This is a genomic window from Paenibacillus sp. GSMTC-2017 (genome assembly GCF_016019935.1).
Taxonomy (GTDB): Bacteria; Bacillota; Bacilli; order Paenibacillales; family Paenibacillaceae; genus Pristimantibacillus.
The window spans coordinates 652,779-673,522 of sequence record NZ_JAECMT010000001.1; the positions used below are offsets into that span (position 1 = coordinate 652,779).

The 20,744-nt window shown below is 41.8% G+C and carries 18 protein-coding genes; 6 read left to right on the top strand and 12 right to left on the bottom strand.

The genetic code is table 11. The features are described from left to right. The first annotated feature begins 1 nt into the window (after position 1). Complete coding sequence (locus I6N90_RS03070; RefSeq protein WP_197934026.1) at positions 2-3,127, top strand: transglycosylase domain-containing protein; 3,126 nt, start codon at positions 2-4, stop codon at positions 3,125-3,127. Between the two features lie 138 nt (positions 3,128-3,265). Here the strand turns inward: I6N90_RS03070 and acsA are convergent, their stop codons facing one another. Then, a complete protein-coding gene (acsA, locus tag I6N90_RS03075) occupies positions 3,266-4,990 on the bottom strand; it encodes an acetate--CoA ligase (protein ID WP_197934027.1) in 1,725 nt (574 codons plus the stop codon). Positions 4,991-5,195: 205 nt separating this feature from the next. Between acsA and I6N90_RS03080 the strand changes: the two genes are divergently transcribed. Beyond that, positions 5,196-5,831, top strand: coding sequence for a GNAT family N-acetyltransferase (locus I6N90_RS03080; protein WP_197934028.1), 636 nt, complete (start codon positions 5,196-5,198; stop codon positions 5,829-5,831). 14 nt (positions 5,832-5,845) lie between these two features. After that, positions 5,846-7,045, top strand: coding sequence for an acetoin utilization protein AcuC (locus I6N90_RS03085; RefSeq protein ID WP_442950928.1), 1,200 nt, complete (start codon positions 5,846-5,848; stop codon positions 7,043-7,045). A 76-nt stretch (positions 7,046-7,121) separates the two neighbouring features. On the opposite strand, the gene I6N90_RS03090 is transcribed toward I6N90_RS03085, so the two are convergent. From I6N90_RS03090 to I6N90_RS03105, 4 genes are all read right to left on the bottom strand, one after another. Beyond that, positions 7,122-7,820, bottom strand: a complete 699-nt coding sequence (locus I6N90_RS03090; protein WP_197934029.1) for a 5'-methylthioadenosine/adenosylhomocysteine nucleosidase — start codon at positions 7,818-7,820, stop codon at positions 7,122-7,124. A 4-nt stretch (positions 7,821-7,824) separates the two neighbouring features. Beyond that, entirely contained in the window at positions 7,825-8,829 is a 1,005-nt protein-coding gene (ccpA, locus tag I6N90_RS03095) for a catabolite control protein A (protein WP_197934030.1), read from the bottom strand. A 193-nt stretch (positions 8,830-9,022) separates the two neighbouring features. Next, positions 9,023-9,451 carry a hypothetical protein gene (locus tag I6N90_RS03100; RefSeq protein ID WP_197934031.1) on the bottom strand — a complete coding sequence of 143 codons (429 nt, stop codon included), beginning with the start codon at positions 9,449-9,451 and terminating at the stop codon, positions 9,023-9,025. A gap of 150 nt (positions 9,452-9,601) precedes the next feature. Then, positions 9,602-10,036: a VanZ family protein gene (locus I6N90_RS03105; RefSeq protein ID WP_197934032.1), complete on the bottom strand. Its 435-nt coding sequence runs from the start codon at positions 10,034-10,036 to the stop codon at positions 9,602-9,604. A 59-nt stretch (positions 10,037-10,095) separates the two neighbouring features. Between I6N90_RS03105 and I6N90_RS03110 the strand changes: the two genes are divergently transcribed. Further along, positions 10,096-10,626 (top strand): type 1 glutamine amidotransferase domain-containing protein, encoded by a 531-nt coding sequence (locus I6N90_RS03110; RefSeq protein ID WP_197934033.1) that lies wholly within the window; start codon positions 10,096-10,098, stop codon positions 10,624-10,626. On the opposite strand, the gene ptsP is transcribed toward I6N90_RS03110, so the two are convergent. From ptsP to I6N90_RS03135, 5 genes are all read right to left on the bottom strand, one after another. Beyond that, a complete protein-coding gene (gene ptsP, locus I6N90_RS03115; protein ID WP_197934034.1) occupies positions 10,623-12,365 on the bottom strand; it encodes a phosphoenolpyruvate--protein phosphotransferase in 1,743 nt (580 codons plus the stop codon). The two genes, I6N90_RS03110 and ptsP, sit on opposite strands and share 4 nt — an antisense overlap. Continuing rightward, positions 12,362-14,248, bottom strand: coding sequence for a glucose PTS transporter subunit IIA (locus tag I6N90_RS03120; RefSeq protein ID WP_197934035.1), 1,887 nt, complete (start codon positions 14,246-14,248; stop codon positions 12,362-12,364). The genes ptsP and I6N90_RS03120 overlap by 4 nt, the downstream gene beginning before the upstream one ends. Before the next feature lie 304 nt (positions 14,249-14,552). Continuing rightward, positions 14,553-14,987: a CoA-binding protein gene (locus I6N90_RS03125; protein WP_197934036.1), complete on the bottom strand. Its 435-nt coding sequence runs from the start codon at positions 14,985-14,987 to the stop codon at positions 14,553-14,555. A gap of 47 nt (positions 14,988-15,034) precedes the next feature. Continuing rightward, positions 15,035-16,339 carry a 3-phosphoshikimate 1-carboxyvinyltransferase gene (gene aroA, locus I6N90_RS03130; RefSeq protein ID WP_197934037.1) on the bottom strand — a complete coding sequence of 435 codons (1,305 nt, stop codon included), beginning with the start codon at positions 16,337-16,339 and terminating at the stop codon, positions 15,035-15,037. Between the two features lie 27 nt (positions 16,340-16,366). Beyond that, positions 16,367-16,900: a shikimate kinase gene (locus I6N90_RS03135; protein ID WP_197934038.1), complete on the bottom strand. Its 534-nt coding sequence runs from the start codon at positions 16,898-16,900 to the stop codon at positions 16,367-16,369. 153 nt (positions 16,901-17,053) lie between these two features. On the opposite strand from I6N90_RS03135, the gene I6N90_RS03140 reads away from it, so the two are divergent. Continuing rightward, complete coding sequence (locus I6N90_RS03140; protein WP_197934039.1) at positions 17,054-17,359, top strand: hypothetical protein; 306 nt, start codon at positions 17,054-17,056, stop codon at positions 17,357-17,359. Position 17,360: 1 nt separating this feature from the next. Here the strand turns inward: I6N90_RS03140 and gndA are convergent, their stop codons facing one another. Both gndA and I6N90_RS03150 read right to left on the bottom strand, forming a co-directional pair. Continuing rightward, the gene (gndA, locus tag I6N90_RS03145) at positions 17,361-18,773 is read right to left on the bottom strand and encodes an NADP-dependent phosphogluconate dehydrogenase (protein ID WP_197934040.1); all 1,413 of its coding nucleotides are present in this window, start codon (positions 18,771-18,773) and stop codon (positions 17,361-17,363) included. Between the two features lie 261 nt (positions 18,774-19,034). Continuing rightward, positions 19,035-19,631 (bottom strand): hypothetical protein, encoded by a 597-nt coding sequence (locus tag I6N90_RS03150; protein WP_197934041.1) that lies wholly within the window; start codon positions 19,629-19,631, stop codon positions 19,035-19,037. A 373-nt stretch (positions 19,632-20,004) separates the two neighbouring features. Here I6N90_RS03150 and I6N90_RS03155 point away from each other — a divergent pair, with 373 nt between their 5' ends. Next, positions 20,005-20,670 carry a DUF1054 domain-containing protein gene (locus tag I6N90_RS03155; protein WP_197934042.1) on the top strand — a complete coding sequence of 222 codons (666 nt, stop codon included), beginning with the start codon at positions 20,005-20,007 and terminating at the stop codon, positions 20,668-20,670. Positions 20,671-20,744: the final 74 nt, after the last annotated feature.

A 20,744-nucleotide genomic window follows, 5' to 3' on the forward strand; every position in this document is an offset into this window, starting at 1 on the left:
GATGCAAGAAGATCATCAAAAATCGCCGGCACCATACAGCAAATGGCGATTGTTCGGTACGGTATCTTTTATAACTGTAAAATGGATCATTTATTTTGGCATATTTTTTGGTCTTTTAGGCGCAGGGGCTGTGACTGGCTACGTTGCTGCACTAGTAAAAGACGAGGAGATTAGACCTCAGTCCGTTATTCAGAGCAAGGTCGGGGAATATTCGATGACAGGCTATGTCTACTTTAATGACGACTCGCTTGTTGGACAACTTAGAACAGATGAAGATAGAATCGTTGTTACATATGAGGAAATTCCAACTTCAGTTATTAATGCTCTACTAGCAACTGAAGACAACAACTTCATGGATCATAACGGTGTTGATATCTACGGTCTTGGTCGTGCAGTGAAGCAAAAACTATTCAACGAGGATACTCAAACTGGTGGTAGTACGCTGACACAGCAACTGGCGCGTCGCGTGTTCCTAAGTTTGGACAAGACAGATAGTCGTAAAATTAAAGAAATATTTTTGTCGCTTCGTATGGAGCGATATTTGATCAAAGAAGAAATATTAGCAGCTTATCTCAATAAGATGCCTTTCGGAAATGGTTCGAACGGTTATCAAGTATTTGGTATCAAAGCTGCGGCAAAAGGCATATTCGGTATAACCGATTTGCAAAAACTAAACATTGCGCAATCTGCATATTTAGCTGGTTTGCCACAACTGCCTTCTCTCTATACCGCATTTACGGGATCAGGCAAGTTCAACGAGCCAGGCTTTGAACGTGCAGTAAAACGTCAGCAACTCGTTCTCTCTCGGATGTTAGAGACGAAACGTATTACTAAACAGGAATACGATGAAGCACTGAATTTCGATATTCGATCTACAATTGCTCCATCTAGCAAAAAAGCATATACAACATTTCCTTATTTGATGCTCGAAGCAGAGCGTCAGGCTGCAGAAGCACTTTTGATGCAAGAAGATCCGTCTCTGACAAAAGAAGAACTTCGTAAAAAAGAAAACGCTAATTTGATCGAAGAGGCTCGCGAACAGCTTCTGCGCGGTGGCTATCATGTTTACACTACGATTGATAAAGATGTGTACTCCATTATGCGCAAGATCGGAAGCAATGAAGATAACTTTGCTCCTTATAGTCAAGAAAAAGGGATTGAGCAAATTGCTGGAATCATTTTAGATCATAAAACCGGTGCTATAATCGGCATGCTAGAGGGTCGCGATTTCTATGAAGAGCAGATGAACTTCGCAACACAGATGATTCGTCAACCCGGTTCTACGATGAAGACACTTGCTGCATATTTGCCAGCTATCGAAAAAGGTACCATCGGTCCTGCGAGCATTATCGATGACGCACCGCTTATTTTGAAAGACGGTCAGAAGGGTTATCATATCCCGATGAACGTTAATCGAAAGTTTGCTGGACTAGTTACTGCACGTGATGCACTTAACAGATCTATGAACTTGCCAGCTTTAAAGATCTTCAATGAAGATGTAACGATTGCAGGTGCATGGGATTTCGTAAGACAGCTTGGCATTACGACCTTGCAGCCTGAGGATGCATATTCGCAAACAGGTGTAATCGGTGGTCTTCGTTTAGGAGTATCTGTTGAAGAAATGACGAACGCATATGGAGCTATCCCGAACCAAGGCGTTTTCCAAGATGCGTATATGATTCAAAAAATTACGGATGCCAATGGCAAAATCATATTTGAACATAAGCCAGAACCAAAACGGGTATTCTCTGAACAAACAGCGTTTCTTATGACAGACATGCTTAAAACGGTTATTTCCAGCCCAACAGGTTCCGGAAATGCGGTTTCCAAACAATTTAATCAATACGGAAAAATTCCGGTTGCCGGTAAAACTGGCTCTACACAAAGTTATGGAGATGTTTGGTTTATGGGCTACACACCAGACGTTACACTTGGTGTATGGGCAGGATATGAAGAGCAGATTAATGCCCTTTCCAATAATGGACGTACAAGAGCGCGATCGATTTGGACACAAATCATGAATGAATTAACAAAATCGAAGCCTGAGTTGTTCCCGACAAAACAGTTTGCTAAACCAGATGGAATTGTAAAAGCTTCCGTCTCTAGTGCAAGCGGCCTTCTTCCTAGCAGCTTAACAAGGGAAGCAGGTATGGTCGTAACGGACTGGTTTAATAAGAAATATTTGCCGAAGAAACAAGACGATGCATTGGTAAATATGAAGCTAATTACGTATGAAGGAATCAATTATGTTCCAAATGCGCTAACACCTTCTGATATGTTGAAGGAAAAAATAGTTGTTAAGCGCAAGAAACCACTTGATGAACTAATGGATGAAATCAAAGCAGCCCAGTCTAGACTCTCTGGAAAAAATAGAAGACCGATGGAAATTTATATTCCAGCAGATGCCGAAAACGCTGCCCCATCTAAAACTGATCCACGTGTAGACGATGGAGCGGCACCTGCTCCACCAAACGATGTGAAGCTTCAATCAACACCTGGCGGTGATATTACCATTACATTCTCCGATAGTAAATCGGCTGATGTCGTCGGTTATCGACTGTATAGCGCTTTGGATAAAGCTCCCTATACGAAGCTAGGTGAATCAGTATTGCTTGGTGATGAATACAAAAAGAGCTTCAAAGCGTCCGATAAAGTATTCACGACCTATTATGTTGTTGCGGTTGATGTAGTAGGCAAAGAATCTGCACCAAGTACGATTGTCAACTTCGGTACAAAACCTACTACCCCAGAAGTGCCTGAAATACCTGAAATCCCCGGTATTCCCGGCTTACCTGGTGGTAATGATGGGGAAACAGGAAATGAAAATGGAAATGGTAATGAAGGCGGCGAAGAACTCAAAGTTCCTAGCGCACCAACCGGAATTCAAATTGAAGGCTCAGAATTGAGTGTTCTTATTAGCTGGTCAGCTAATCCTGTTTCGGATAAAGTATTCCAATATCATATTTACTATAGCCCAACAAACGAAAACTCATTTACCAAAGTTGGTACAACTACAGAGACTAGCTTTGAGCATCCAACACCATTTGCAACAGGTACCTATTATGTAGTCGCCGAAAATAGTGCTGGAATGTCATCTAATTCACCAAAAATAACGAGAAGCGAATAACAACTTCTCTACGCAACAAACACAAAAGAGCTTACGCACGCCAGATGGCATGTGTAAGCTCTTTTTCATAGTAATCAACAATACCCCACAGAATAGCCGCCAAGATCCTTAGAACAGGTTCTGACGGCTTTAAATAGGTTAATCCTCTATTGTTGATAGATCGCCTGTCGGCAAGTTAAGTTCCCAAGCCTTCAGAACACGTCTCATAATTTTACCACTACGCGTTTTAGGTAGTTTATCTTTAAATTCGATCTCTCTTGGCGCTGCATGTGCAGACAAACCAATTTTAACAAATTGAGCGATCTCCTTCTTCAATTCTTCCGAAGGCTCGAATCCTTCACGAAGAGCGATAAACGCTTTAATAATTTCACCACGCATAGGATCAGGTTTTCCGATAACGCCTGCTTCAGCAACTGCTGGATGCTCAACTAGCTTGCTTTCGACTTCGAAAGGTCCTACTCGCTCACCTGCTGTATTGATTACATCGTCGATTCGACCTTGGAACCAGAAGTAACCATCTTCGTCCATGTAAGCCGAGTCACCGGAAACGTACCAACCTTCCAAACGGAAGTACTCTTCATATTTCGAAGGATTGTTATAAATTTTACGCATCATCGAAGGCCAAGGTGTACGAATAGCTAGGTTACCCATCCGATATGGTGGCACCTCTACCCCGTTGTCATCAATAATGGCTGCTTGAACACCCGGTAGCGGCTTGCCCATTGAACCTGGTTTAATATCCATACTCGGATAGTTACAGATTAATTGACCACCAGTTTCCGTCATCCACCATGTATCATGAATGCGCTGATTGTATACTTTCATTCCCCAACGAACTACTTCTGGGTTAAGCGGCTCACCGACACTTAATACATGACGAAGGCTAGACAGATCAAATTGCTTCGATAAGTCATCTCCAGCACCCATTAACATACGGAATGCTGTTGGTGCGCTATACCACACAGTAACTTTAAATTTCTGAATAACAGAATACCAGTCACTTGGGCTAAAGCGCCCGCCTCGAACAACGTTAGTTGCACCATTCAGCCATGGAGCAAAGATTCCATAAGATGTACCCGTTACCCAACCTGGGTCAGCCGTACACCAATAAATATCATCTTCCTTTAGGTCTAATACTGCTTGACCTGTAAAGAGATGTTGAACCATAGCATTCTGAACGTGGAATACGCCTTTCGGTTTGCCTGTTGAACCTGATGTATAATGTAGAATAAGTCCGTCTTCACGATCAAGCCATTCAATTTCAGCTTCATCAGAAGCTTTGCTCATTTCTTCTTTGTAGTTGATAATGCCGTCTCCACTTTCAACGTCTTCACCAAATACAATAATATGTTTAAGTAATGGAAGTTCGTCACGCTTGATCCGATGTAATAGTGCTGGGGTTGTAACGATAGCTGTCGCTTCGCTATCTTGTAGTCTATCTTTAACTGCAGTCTCCATAAACGCTTCAAAAAGAGGGCCAATAACTGCGCCGATCTTCAAAGCGCCCAATACGCTGAAATAAAGTTCTGGTGTACGAGGCATAAATATAAATACGCGTTCGCCCTTACTAACGCCTAATTGACGAAGCACATTAGCGAAGCGATTTGATTGCTTGCTTAGTTGTTCGAAAGTATACGATTCATCCCGCTCGCTGTCGCTATAGTACAGAGCTGTTTTGTTACCTTTGCCTAGCTCAACGTGGCGATCAATCGCCTCGTAAGCCATATTCACCTTTCCGGTGTCAAACCAACTGAACTGCTGTTCAATGTTTACCCACTTGAATGATGCTGCAGCTTCTTCATAATTTTTTAGGTTTGGATTTATTGCTGATGTCGGAATACGCTCTTGATGTAAGTTGATCATACTATCACTCTCCCATCAAATCTCTCATTATATGGTTTCGGTAATCGCTTTCAAAAATCCACTATTATTATATCACAAGATGATTCCTTTCGACTACGCTTTTCATTTTCTTGATTGTTTGTTATAAAGAATAGTAGGAAATAATCATTTTGAAGGAAAAAACAATCAGTTTTCTCGACAGTTGAGATGAAAGGGGACCCTAGATATGGAGCACCGGAAACGGCTGCAGAGAGAAATGATTACAATAAACGATGATCGCGAGCTTATCATTGAAGGACCCGTTCCACCTAGTAAGCTTACCGACTTTCACATGCACCCTTCATTAGATGCATTCCGTAGGCCGGCTGAGCAGCATGAAGCTTTGGTAGAAATTGCAGCGCTTGATGAAGGCCGGATCATTCTTGTACGTGAAGGAAGTCTCATCGTAGGTTATGTCACTTTTCACTACCCGGACGAATATGAACGTTGGTCAGAAGGCGGCATGATCGATTTGGTTGAACTCGGAGCTATCGAGGTCGCAAATGACTATCGTGCATACGGACTAGGAAAACGATTGATTAGAATGGCATTTGAGGAAGAACAACTAGAAAACATGATTGTGTACACTACTGAGTATTATTGGCATTGGGACTTAGAAGGCACTGGACTTAATGTGTGGGATTACCGAAAGATGATGGAAAACTTGATGAAATCAGTAGGGATGATTTGGTATGCTACCGACGATCCTGAAATATGTTCTCATCCTGCGAATTGCCTTATGGTGCGTATTGGTAAAGAAGTTCCTCTCCAATCTATCGAAAAATTCGATCAAGTACGATTTCGAGGGCGATTCATGTACTAACCTACCTATTTTCCATGAAAGGAAATGAGCTCAGAATGTTATCTAATGCTGTTTTTATACATCATTCCGATTCATCCGGCTATAAATTTCATGACGATCACCCTTTCGATCCCATTCGTCAACTGCTAACGATTGATTTACTAAAAGAAGCGAATGCGCTTTCGGATGATGATATCGTCTCCCCAGATTATATCGTCGATGAAGAGCTGTTATCTCTCGTTCATCGAGATGATTACATTCAAGCAGTCAAACAATTAAATAGTGAAGATGATCCAAGGCGGAAATCAGTTATCGCTGAGCAGTACGGCATCATGACGGAGGATACCCCACACTTTGAAGGCCTTCACGAAGCTGCATCCGCAATTGTTACTGGATCTGTAGCTGCTGCAGAGTCTGTTATGTCAGGACAGTCACTACATGCCTTCCATCTCGCTGGGGGCCATCATCATGCGTTTCCTGATAAAGCTTCCGGTTTTTGCGTCTATAATGACGCTGCTATTGCTATTAGACATATCCGAAAACACTATAACGCTCGTGTATTGTATGTTGATACAGACGTCCATCATGGCGATGGCGTGCAATGGATATTTTACGATGATCCCGATGTATGTACATATTCCATTCACGAAACAGGCAAGTACCTATTTCCAGGAACAGGATTTGCCTATGAAAAAGGCGTAGATAAAGGATTCGGCACATCTTTTAACGTACCGCTTGAACCGTATACAGAAGATGAATCGTGGTTAGAAAGCTTTAATGTTACAATCCGCAAAGTAATTGATTCCTTTAAACCTGATGTCATCATAAGTCAACATGGCTGTGATGCACATGCTTATGATCCGCTGTCTCATATTCATTGCAGCATGAACATCTATAAGGAAATTCCCGCTATCCTCCACGAACTAGCACATACATATACAGATGGCAAATGGATTGCCTTAGGCGGGGGCGGCTATGATATTTGGCGAGTAGTGCCGCGAGCTTGGTCGCTAGTATGGCTTGAAATGATGGATCATCCATTAGCCTCATCCATAAAAGGAAGTGAACCCGTCCCTTTACCTGCTCGCTGGCTTGAACAATGGCAGCCCAAAAGTCCTAATGAACTTCCTCACAATTGGCTAGATGCTGATGATGATATCGTTACTATTCCAAGACGAGACATTATATCCGAGCAAAACCGCAATATCCAGTCCATCGTCATTCAGGATTTATAATTCTTATTTCCCCTATAAGCAAAAAGAGCAATCGATTCGGCTCCAAGCCAATATCGATTGCTCTTATTTTGTTCTATTATACGTGTTTAACCATTTCGTCGATCATTTGGAATGAATGTTTCGACGCTTGAATGGTGAACTCAGTAAAATTAACATGAGCGGAACCGTCCGCTTTATCAGACATAGAACGAATAATGACAAATGGAATTTCATTCATTTCGCAAACTTGAGCAACAGCGGCACCTTCCATCTCTGCGCATGCTCCTTGCATCGTATGATGCAATTGCTCTACTGCCTCACGGCTTGCTATAAACTGATCACCAGATAACACTTTGCCCTTCAAACTGCGTCCTGGGAAAAGTTTCTCACTAGCTGCAGCAGCAATCTCAACCAGACGTTCATTAGCAACAAACTCAGAGTTTGGATGGAATGGAATTTCACCCTTTGCGAAGCCAAGCGGCGAACAATCCATATCATGCTGAATACAGCTTGTAGAAATAACGATATCCCCAATATTAAGTTTCGGATCAAGTGCTCCTGCTACTCCTGTAAACAATACGCCGTCTGCACCTGCATCGAGCAACAATTGTGTACATACAGCTGCGTTTACTTTACCAACGCCCGATTTGCAATAGATGATCGACTTGCCATGAAAAGTACCTTCATAATAAGTAATACCTGCTCTTGTATATTGGGACGCTACTTCAACATGTTCGTGCAGCAATTGAATTTCTTCTGCCATAGCGCCAATTATTCCGATTTTTGTAATAGACATTCCTTTAGATTCCTCCAACTGATTGACGAACAACGATCTCATGAGGCAAGACAACTCTAGATTGTTCGACATTTTCCTTCTTCATTAACTTTGTAAGCAGACGCATCGAAACTGCACCGATATCATACATTGGTTGAGCTACCGCCGTTAGTTGCGGTCTAACCATCGAAGCCATACGACTGTTGTCAACACTTATGACCGAAATATCGGACGGTACTTGTAGTCCAGAATCCTGGATACAATGAATAGCTCCGATAGCCATTTCATCCGTTGCCGAAAAAACAGCTGTAGGACGTACCGACTGGTCAATAAAGTATTTCATTGCTTCAGCACCAGATTCATAGCGATAATTACCAATACGAACTAAAGCATCGTCGTATGTAATTCCAGCTACTTCAAGTGCACGTTTGTACCCTTGGAATCTCGCGTATCCGTTCGATGGGTCCTGTAGCGTACCACTAATCATTGCAATACGTTTGTGGCCTTGTCCAATTAACTGCATAACAGCATCATATGCTGCCGCTTCATGATCAATATCAACAGATGGAATGTGATTCGTGTCATCGCTAGTAGCACATAACACGATTGGAACATTTGCTGTTCTGAAAGCTTGCAGATGCTCTTCTGTTACAGCTCCACCCATGAAGAGCAATCCATCAACTTGTTTCTCTAGCAACGTATTGATAACTCTAATTTCTTTATCCTTTTTCTTATCTGCATTACACAAAATAATATTATAATGATACATGTTGGCGATATCTTCAATTCCTCGTGCGACTTCAGCGAAGATCGCATTAGAGATGTCAGGAATAACGACGCCTACAGTTGTTGTTTTTTTGCTTGCAAGTCCCCGTGCAACAGCATTAGGACGGTAACCAAGACGTTCAATCGCCTCGAAAACCTTTTTTCTCGTTGCTGGTTTCACGTTTGGATTGTTGTTCACAACCCTGGAAACCGTAGCCATAGATACACCTGCTTCTCTTGCTACATCATAAATAGTTACAGTCACGGATTCCCTCTCCATTTGCTCAAAATTTTATTTAATACGTACGCTTCAGATAAACGTAATGATACGACAAAATATTACTTTTCGCAATGTTCACGCTGGTTTAGCGCATGAAGCTCGGATGAAGAATCCTTTTAACGACATTTAGCTAGATCTAATACTTGTAGTCACCAGCGAAGTTTCCTTATAACAAAGACTACCTCGTTAGACTATATGTATATAGTGATTTTCCGCTAATTTGTTGGAGTCTCTTATTTAGATCCACAATCCAAGCCTCATCATTCAGCGTTTGCGCCAGTAAGTACATATCTAGTAGCATATTGATTCGTTGTTCAATCAGCGCCTGTACCTCAACAGTGTTAGGTTGGCATTTATTTACTTTAGCCTCTACTAATAAATCTGCCCATTCGTTACACTCATTAAACAAAAGCGTTCCTTTGCTTGGGTCTGCGCCAAGCTTTGCGATAAGTCCGGTTAAATCCGGTTTTACTTCAGGTATTACTTCGCTTCTTTTACAGCTTGTACATGAAAAGATTGGTACGTTATCGATCTCAACCTTTCCTGAATAGATGACTGTGCGTAGTTTCATCGTCATCATCTCGCCGCAAGGGCATTTCTTCCGCAAGATGGTCAGCTCCTCTTTATAGTGACTAAAGTCACTATCATCCCTACTGTTATTTCAATGAGAATGAGAGAATTATTCGACCTTTTTTGTCAAAACTCCTGCTTTTTTCTAGTTTGTAATTTTTACAATTGTTCTCGTACTTTTTCCCTATTAAAAGTACCTTCTCCATATACGTCGAACAAACGGAATAGATCCACAAACTGTCCATATTGCAGCGCCAATCATATCATTACGTACGTCTGTTATATCCATCATCCGACCACCAACAAACGACTGGTGGAACTCATCAGTTACTCCATACAATCCGCATAACAAAATAATAACAAGTTTCATTGATAGTCGTTCCGAGTGCTTACCAAATCCGTAATCGAATGCTGCTGCTAATATAAAATAAGAAACATAATGACCCCAATTAAAATCGGTCATACCAGGAAACAACTTTTGAAATAAGGGCAAAACCGTACTGATCTCATCACCGGTGCGTGATGACAATATAAATATAATCGTCATCCAAATGATCGCAGGGATGAAACGAAGCAATCTAGTCCAGTTTTTACTTTTCTTTTGTGTGTTTATTTGATTCATAGTTACTCCTTCGTTACAATAGAAATAATGTAGCAATTATGTAATTGGAGGGGATTAATATGTCCTTGCAGAATAAAGTCGTAATCTGCTTGCTAGACGATGAATTTGAGGATTTGGAGTTATGGTATCCAGTCTACCGAGTCCGTGAAGCTGGAGCAACTGTTCTCTATGCTGGTCCCGAAAAAGGAAAAACGCATATTGGTAAGTATGGTGTACCTGCCATTGCAGACCTGTCCTTTGACGAAGTGAACAGTGAAGACATTATTGGAATGCTCGTACCGGGAGGTTGGGCTCCGGACAAGCTAAGACGTTATCCAAAAGTACTTCAGCTCGTACAAGAGCTAGATGCAGCGAACAAACCAATTGGACAAATCTGCCATGCGGGCTGGGTACTCATTTCTGCCAAAATATTAGAAGGACGAAAAGTCACTTCAACTCCTGGCATACGAGATGATATGGAGAATGCAGGCGCAACTTGGTATGACGAAGCTGTCGTTGTAGATGGAAATCTCATCTCTGCGAGACGACCACCAGATCTACCACCTTATGCAAAAGCTTTTGTAGACGCACTTGAGCAGCGAATGGGTTAACCATTCGCTGTTTGTGCGTCTAATCCTTGTGAGAACAGCTCAAGCTTATCAATAATTTCTGCACTGGTACGGCACTGGCGAATCTCCTCGAAAACAACTCGACTCTCACGTTGATAGGTGCTGAGCAACCGCTCCTTTACTTGAAGAATGGAATGAGAAGACATACTCAATTCATCTACATCTAGGCTTAACCATATTGGTAATGCGCGAAGATCTCCTGCAAGTTCACCGCACACACTAATTGTAATACCATTCTGCTTAGCCGCTTCTGCTGTTTGTTTAAGCATTCGCAGCAACGCCGGGTGAAACGGATCATACAAATGCGAAATTTCTTCGTTCATCCGATCTACCGCTAATGTAAACTGCACAAGATCGTTTGTCCCAATGCTGAAAAAGTCAACTTCTTGTGCGAGAAGATCCGCAATCATAACGGCTGCTGGAACTTCAATCATAATACCTACCTTCATGCCTGTATCGAAAGGTATACCTTCTTGTTCTAGTTCATGCTTTGCTTCTCTCAAAATTTCGTTAGCTGCACGAACTTCCTCTACGGATGATATTAATGGGTACATCAACTTTACTTGACCGTAAAAGCTAGCCCTCAAAATTGCTCTCAATTGTGTCTTAAATAGATCTTTTCGAACGAGTGAAATTCGAATAGCCCGATAGCCTAAAAAGGGATTATCCTCTTCTGGCAACTCAAAGTAGTCAAGCTGCTTGTCCCCACCGATATCCAACGTTCGAATAACGAGCGGCTCACCTCTTAGCTTCTCCGCTACGCTTTTATATACCTCATATTGTTCTTCTTCTTTAGGGAATCGATTGCGATCCATATATAGAAACTCTGTTCGGAACAAGCCTACACCATTAGCGCCACTGGACAATGCAATCTCTAGTTCCTTAACTGAACTGATGTTAGCTCCAAGCCTCAACCACTTACCATCTGGTGTTTCTGAGCGGCGATCAGCAAAATGTTGCAACTTCCTCTTAGCTTCTGTATGGCGAGCATGTAAATCGTTATATAGATCAATAACAGACTGTACTGGCTCAATATAAACGGTTCCATCCCCACCATCTATAATCATTGTTTGCCCCGTAATAATGGGTTCAGCCAGACTAGGCTCCACCCCAACAACTAATGGAATGCCAAGTGCCCTCGCCATAATAGAGGAATGTGAAGTCGTGCTTCCTACAAGCGTTACGATCCCAAGCACGTGATCAGGATTAATATGTGCAAGCTGGGAAGGGGATAACTCTTTTGCAATGAGAATAAACGGCTGTGTATCTGAAGGAAGTGTAATTTCAGGGACACCAAGTAAATGCTTCAGTAATCGATTACCGACGTCCTTAATATCAAGTGCACGTTCCTTCATGTAGTCATCATCGAGCAAATCGAACATCGTTACAAAATGATCAATTGCTTCCTTCACCGCAACTTCTGCAGCTTTATATTGCCGCTGAATGATACCTTGAATTTCGTTCATAAAAACAGGATCATCCAATATAGCGATATGTGCATCAAATATATTCGTTTCTTCTGAGCCTACTACTTCCCTAAGCTCATCCTTTATTTGCTCGATTTCATGTTTAGAGGATCGTATACCTTCATATACCCTCTCAAACTCTCGAGCGAAATCTGAAACGTCTATTTTGTGCTCTGGGACTTCCCATTCCCAGTTCGGCAATACAAATGCTCTTCCAATCGCGATGCCTGACGAAGCGCCTATTCCTTGAATCATTGTGTTTCCCCTCCACCATTGCTCTCTTTAAGTACGACTGACATAACCGAAGACTGTCCCTTTTTTACCGCTTTAAATGGCGCATAACGCCATGAATGGACACGATCGGAGTTGGTAATGACCATTGGTGTAGCTAGTGATTTACTTTCTTTACGAACCTTTTGTAAATTAAACCGAATCAGCAGCATACCAGGAGTGACCTCATCGCCTTCTTTGACGACTGCCTGAAAGTATGATTTCCCTGCCAAGTGTGATGTATCAATTCCGATATGCAATAGCACATCTAACCCTTCAGGTGTCTTAATGCCGATGGCATGCATAGTCGGATAAATATGAATAACTTTACCCTTAACTGGTGAAACCAATTCACCTTTATCAGGTAAAAATGCAACACCTTGTCCGACTAATTTCCCTGCAAAGATTGGATCAGGCACATCATCTAACGAAATCATTTTGCCTTGCATCGGTGAGTGGAACAAAACTTGTTCTTGATCACGATGCATCGCTTTAATCATTTCTTCACGAATAAGCTCGGAGTACGTGCCAAACACAACCTGCACATGACCACCTCCAAGTCTAATTACTCCTGCCGCCCCTAAATTACGGAGGGCGTTAACATCTATGATCTTCTCGTTCGTAACCTTTATCCGGAGACGCGTAATACATGATTCGATCTGTACAATGTTTTGTTTGCCGCCAATAGCTTGAAGAATAAGTGGTGCACGATAAGGAATATCGCCTGCCCATTCATCAAGTTGAGAGCCTTCTTCACGTCCTGGCGTTGGTATGCGGAATTTTCGAATCGCCCATCGGAATAAGAAATAATAAAACAGTCCGACGACGATACCAATCGGGATAATGAGCCAACCACGCGTAGCAAGATGCTGATTAATTGCAAAATCGATTGCTCCTGCTGAGAACGAAAAACCATGGCGAATACCTAATTCGAAGGTTACCCACATAATAAGACCTGACAATAGTGAGTGAATAACATACAAGTAAGGTGCTACAAACAAAAAAGCAAACTCGACAGGTTCTGTCACTCCTGTGAGGAATGACGCCAGAGCTGCGTACATAAACGTTTTACGAATTTTCGGTTTCAAATCTTCACGTGCTTCATGAATGATCGCAAATGCGATCGCTGGCAATGCAAACATCATTGTAGGATATAATCCCGCCATAAAGGCACCTGCACTTGGGTCCCCTGCGAAAAAGCGCGGTAAATCTCCATAAACGACATTACCAGCTTCCGTCTCGTAACCACCGATCTGAAACCAAAACACATGGTTAACGAGATGATGCAGACCAAATACGACAAGAATTCGATGAACGAATCCATATAGGAAAACACCAAAGCCACCGCCTGAAGCTACAACCTCGCCGAGTTCTATCATAAGCCCTTGTAAAAAAGGTGCTATATTAACCATCCCAATGGCAAATAGAAACGAAATTAAGCTCACAAATAACGGAACAAATCGTGGGCCTCCAAAAAACTGTATGTACTCTGGCAATCTTAAATCTTTAAATCGTTCATGACTGTAACCAGCTGAAATTCCGATAATAGCACCAATCATAACGGTCGGCTCTATCTCAGTACTAGATGTTCCAATTACACCGGTATAAATAATCATTCCAACAAGCGATGCCATTCCTGCTGCGAGCGCATTTCCAGTCAAACCAAGCGCAATACCTACTGCGAACAAATACGGCAAATAAAGAAATATAACTTCACTTGCAGCACGTAAATGATCTGACATACCCGGCAATCCTATGTAATCCCAAGGCAATTGACTTAGGCTAAGAAATACGGCTGCTCCTGGAAGCACTATCATCGGCAGCATGAACGCTCTTCCCAGCTGCTGCAGGCTCCCTATGAAAGTCATTTTTAACCTCCTAAAACGTTTTGCGAAGCAAAACGTAACTTCGTAAGCATAATCCTATTTTTACAATTGCAACTTTACATCGTAATTTTGATTTTGTCGAGCATGATGCCTACTTCGATGTTAAGCCCTTGTTCCGCATTTGTCAAAATAAAAAGACGAGCCACTTAGGCTCGCCCTATTAATGATTTTTCAAACTTTTATTAATCTAACGGCTATTAATCATGTGCGCCTAGTCATCATAACTATGCGACTTTATTTTTGAAGCCTATCTAACTGTGGAGAAACGAAATCATCATTACGAACGTTACCTTTTTCCTTTTCCACCTGGAAGAAGAATGGAGTCCTCTACTTTGATGCAACGATCCATAATGACATTCAAGCTGCCGTCCTGTGCTATTTTACCCGCTTCTTCATTCAATACACCAAGTTGAAGCCAAAGTGTCTTTGCGCCGATCGCAACAGCCTCTTCAGCTATTGGAGGTGTATGCTCACTACGTCTGAACACATTAACAATATCGACTGGAACCGGAATATCTGCTAGAGTAGCATAACTTTTCTGCCCCAATATCGTGTCCGCATTAGGATTAACTGGAATAATCGTATATCCTTTTGCTTGCATTGCCTCTGAGACCATATAGGATACTCGTTCTGGATTATCAGATAACCCTACCACTGCAACAACGTCACTGTTGCTCAGAATTTCCTTTATTTGTTCCCGTGTCGGATTTTCAAAAGCCATAATTGCACCTCATTTCTAAAAACTAAGTATCGTCTGGACAATTTACTTTAATGCAATTTGCCTTCCACCCACTCAACATTAGCACCTAATGCTTTCAAGTGATCGAAATAAATCGGATACGATTTGGCAACATGATGTGCATCATGAATACGGATCGGATTTTTGGAACGTAAACCGACAATCGTAAGCGCCATAATAACACGGTGATCATAATGAGCGTTAATATCAACGCCACCTTCTACACCCTCTGGACGACCATGAACGATAATTTCACTTTGGCGCTCCTCTACGTTTGCCCCAGCTTTCCTCAGCTCATTCAAATAATCCGTAATGCGGTCACATTCCTTATAGCGAAGGTTTTCAACATTATAGAAACGTGAAGTTCCTTCTGCAAAAACAGCTGCAGCTACCATTGCAAGAACAGCGTCCGTAGCATGATCACCGTCAAACTCAACTGCTTTGAGTTGCCCATTTCCTTTTACATGTACAATGTCATTTTCATGAGTAAGTGGCACTTCCATCATACGGAGTACATCCACTACAGCACGTTCCCCTTGTTTACTATTCTCAACTAAACGATGAACAATAACATCTGATTCAGTAACGGCAGCTGCGGCAAGAATAGCAGCAGATCCAGGATAGTCACCTTGTACGGAATACGTTTTCGCTTCATAATTTTGACGACCTGGTACACGGAAACGCATATAATCTTCATCTGCATGGATTTTGATTCCTGCTTGCTCCAGCACCTCTAATGTTTGTCCAACAACAACTTTTGATTTCAAATCGTGAAGAACCTCGATCTCACTGTCTTCTTCAAGAAGCGGGGTAAGAAATAGAAGTGCACTTAAAAACTGAGAGCTAATATTACCGGAAACCTGGATGTGCCCACCCTTTGGTTTACCGCCTTTTATCGTAATAGGCAACTTACCTTCATTATGCTCAATTGTTACGCCCATATTGCTTAGAGATTCAATTAAATCATGGTGCGGACGTTTACCAAGCGAATCTGGGTAACGATTTACAAAAGTAAGGTCTGGACATAATGACGCTATAGCCATCAAAAATCGTAATACTGCACCAGCATTTCCAACATCAAGTTGTTCAACAGGCTTAGGATTGCGGCCAAAACCAGTAATAACGATCTTTTCTTCATCTTCTTCTACAATTGCACCAAGATCGCGGATACAACGGCGCATCGCATCGCTGTCTTCGCTGTGAGCTGGGTAATAGATGGTACTCGTCCCCTCTGCCAATGCAGCTACGAGTAAATATCGAGTTGTATAATTTTTGGAGGAAAGAGCTCCAATTTCACCCTTAAGCCGGGGAGTCGGCGTTACAATAACGTCCATTAAGAATGAATCTCCTTTTACATTAATTTATTTGGAAGAGGAATAATGATTCCACTGGCTTACAATTTTGGATACAACGTCTTCTACAGTCAGTTCAGTCGTATCAATCGTACAATGCGCAAAGTCATACGCTGTTTTTCTTTGTTCAAGCAAGCTGCTAACACGGCTATGAACATCACCATTAAGCAGTGGTCGAGATTCATCATTCATCACTCTTGAAACAATTTGATCTGGGCTTGCCTTAAGAGCAACGACATAACCGTTATCGAGCATATCCTGACGGTTGGAGTCGCGCAGCACTGCACCTCCGCCAGTTGCAATAACGGATACTTCTGAAGTCGTTAGAAGTCTTTGTAGTACGCGACTTTCAATTTCTCTAAAACCTTCTTCACCATCAATCTCAAATATAGCGGAAATCTTTTTATTTTCTGAACGCTCAATTTCTTCATCAACGTCAATTCGAGCGCATCCTAGCTGCTCTGCAAGTAATCGACTAACACTTGACTTGCCAGTACCCATAAAGCCGATTAATATCAATTTATAGGAGATTTTGGATTCCATTGCGCTTTTTCCACCTTTTAACTCTTTTTACTCAACTTTTCTACCACATCATATCATTTTTTTTGGCGAGAAGGGTATAAAAAAGTGAGTTAAGCCGTATGGATGATTAAGATGCACATTTTATGCACATTTTTGGACGGGAGTGATTCTGTAATGACAAGAAAGCCCTATCCCCAGTCTTCAGATCCAACAGAACTAAGAATTAATCGAATATTGGATCCTGCATACCCTCTAAGTCGTGACGATGTCGTTTGGATGCTCGGTTATATCAAAAAAAAGGTGGCTGACGATGATCCATCTTTACTGGATCTGTCGCAGCCACGATTAATGCAAAACTTTTTGTCCTTTGCCGAAGCAGCGATGGCCCTTATTCAACGCAGACATGCGAGCGACCAAGAGGCCGAGCGTTTACGCGAATGGTTGAAACAAGCCGCTTATGGGATTATTCCAAAACGCTAACTTAAGATTGGAGCCAGTTAAAGTGGAATGATCCTTCTTTGTCCACACGTTTGAATGTATGGGCACCAAAGTAATCACGTTGTGCTTGCAATAGGTTAGCCGGCAAACGCTCAGTACGGTAGCTGTCGAAGTAAGCAATCGCACTAGAGAATGCAGGAACTGGAACACCGTTCGTTACGGCAATTCCGATTACTTGGCGCCAATCACCTTGGTAAGCTTCCACGATGTCCTTGAAGTAAGGATCAAGCAACAAGTTGCGAAGCTCTGGATCGCGGTCGTAAGCATCTTTAATATTTTGTAGGAAGCGGGCGCGAATAATGCAACCGCCACGGAAGATCATCGCGATGTCGCCGTAGCGTAGTTCCCAACCGTATTCTTCCGATGCTGCACGCATCTGTGCGAAGCCTTGTGCGTACGAACAAATTTTACTTGCAAACAAGGCTTTGCGAACTGATTCGATAAATGCAGCTCTGTCACCTTGGAATGGCACTTTTGCAGGTCCATTTAGTACCTTGCTAGCAGCAACACGTTCTTCTTTCATTGCTGAAAGGAATCGTGTAAATACGGATTCAGTAATGATGGACAGAGGAACGCCAAGATCAAGCGAGCTTTGGCTCGTCCATTTTCCTGTACCCTTTTGGCCAGCGGAATCCAAAATAACGTCAACCATCGGTTTGCCCGTTTCAGGGTCATATTTGGAGAATATATCACGTGTAATTTCGATAAGGTAGCTGTCAAGCTCACCTTTATTCCACTCTGTAAAAATGTCATGAAGTTCTTCTGCACTAACATCAAGAACATTTTTCAAAAGGTCATAAGCTTCACAAATTAATTGCATATCTCCGTACTCAATTCCGTTATGAACCATCTTTACATAATGACCTGCACCGTCAGGTCCAATGTATGTACAACATGCGTCTTCGCCAACTTTAGCAGAGATTGCAGTCAAGATCGGCTCAACTAGCTCATATGCTGACTTCTGGCCGCCAGGCATGATGGACGGTCCTTTTAGTGCGCCTTCTTCGCCACCAGAAACGCCTGTTCCAATGAAACGGAAACCTTTTGCTTCCAAATCTTTGCTGCGACGTTGTGTATCAGGGAAATAAGCGTTTCCGCCGTCAATAATAATATCACCTTGAGCAAGATGAGGCACAAGAGCATCAATTGTAGCATCCGTTCCTGCACCGGCTTGAACCATAATCAAAATTTTGCGAGGTACTTCAAGTGATTGTACAAACTCTTCGATTGTATAAGCAGGTACTAGGTTTTTACCTTCGGATTCCTTAATCAACTCGTCAGTCTTTTCACGAGAACGGTTAAATACGGAAACAGTAAATCCTCTGCTTTCAATATTAAGGGCCAAGTTTTTGCCCATTACAGCCAATCCTATAACACCAATTTGTTGTTTTGACATCTGGTTCTCCCATCCTTCTCTATTTATTTAGTCACAATAGTGTTATTCTACTCCTTTTACAGCAATAAGAAAACTATTTACATGGAAAAATAGCTATAAAGCACATCAGAAATATTGACATTAAGCAAAAGAATTGCTTATACTGCGGAAATCGACTGCTTACTAACTTAAGTCCATACGAAAAAACGACCCTATACGCCGCAATTAATATACGGGGTATACGATCGTTTAAAAAAGATAAACAACATTACTACTCATCCATTACAGCTCCAATTGAAGCATTTCTGATCGCAGAGCAACTAACCGCTCCTTCGATAAAGTAACCGCTTCCTCATTTTTGTCCTCTAAAGCTTCAAACAAAACAGATAGCTCATAATCCAATTCGAGTCTGAGTACCAGAGCTCTTTCTTCAGCTCGCTTCGATTGAAACGCCTTTATCATTTCTTCTATTGTGACAAAAGGCTTCTTCTGATAAATAATCCGATGTTCCATGCCAGACACCTCCACAAGTCGTATAATCTCACCGAACATAATACTCTCAATGACGATTTGACGATCTTTGATCCGCTTCACGACCGCATGTCCACGTGTGTCATTAATCAACTTTTCTAGTAGAACTGACAACTTTTCATCCTTGATCACATAATCTCCTACGATTTTGTATCGGTTTTTCATGCGTTGAAATTGCAGCTTTACGAGCTTGCGCCCCGTCCGGATAGATACCAGAAACTGCCCCTCCGTTTCGCTCCAATACAAGGAGTACCCTTCCTGAATAAGATCACGGATGAGATTTTGGATTTGCCGCCGCTCGAAACGCAGCTCCAAATTGCAGTATTCGACTTCATAGCTTTTGTTCACGGCAATCCCTCCCCTTTTCCTTCTGTTAGTTGACTAAATGTTCTGAAAATTTGTTCTTATCATTATCTTATACTCCATCTTATGTTATGGCAACTTGGATTATTGACTAATTTTACATGTTGCTTCGATTTATTATCGAAAATGGGTAGTATGTTCAAAACCGACCGGACGTTACTCTATAAAAAGTTATTTGAAACTATGAAACAAATCATCTATTTATAACTTCTTCATTATAAGTTTCGGCGAAGTATTCGTTATTATTGCAGCCATTCTTTGATTACATGTAATCTTCATTTAATTAAAGCTTATTTATGCTATAATAATGATTATCAATAAATATTTATTATCTATCTTGATATAAGGAGCAACGACGATGACGACAACGGTTCAAACTCAAACATCGGCGCTGCCAGGCTTTCACTCTTCTGACTTCGATGTATTCGGACTACAAGGATTAGAAGAACGAATGGCTGGTATCCAAACACATATTCGTCCTAAATTCCAAGCAATCGGCGAGCAACTTACGATGGAACTATCCCTCCTATCAGGAAACGAGATGTTCCTTCACATTGCAAAACATGCAAGACGTACCGTCAATCCTCCTAAAGATACTTGGCTTGCAATCTGCAACAACAAACGTGGATATAAAGCTCATCCTCATTTCCAGCTTGGACTATTCGATGATCATTTGTTTATATGGTTTGCACTCATCTATGAAGCACCGAATAAAAAAGCAATCGCTACTGCTTTTCTTAATGAACTAGATCAAGTGATATCATCAGTTCCTAGTGATTACTCGTTATCTCAAGATCATATGAAGAAACAATGTGCAAAAGTAGCCGAGATGGACCGTCAAGATTGGGAATCTTCACTTAAACGCTTCCGTGACGTCCAAAAAGCCGAGCTTCTAATCGGTCGTCAAATTGCGGCAGATGATAAGCTGCTTCAAAATGGTGATGCATTGCTTGAATTTACTGTGTCTACGTATAAGCAACTGTTTCCGCTATATCAGCTTGCTTGTTCACGTACAAACTTGTAAGAGGGGGCGCCTAGCCCCCCGTCCTCTCACACCACCGTCCATGAGCATAAGGCGGTTAACGAAATATTTCTTAT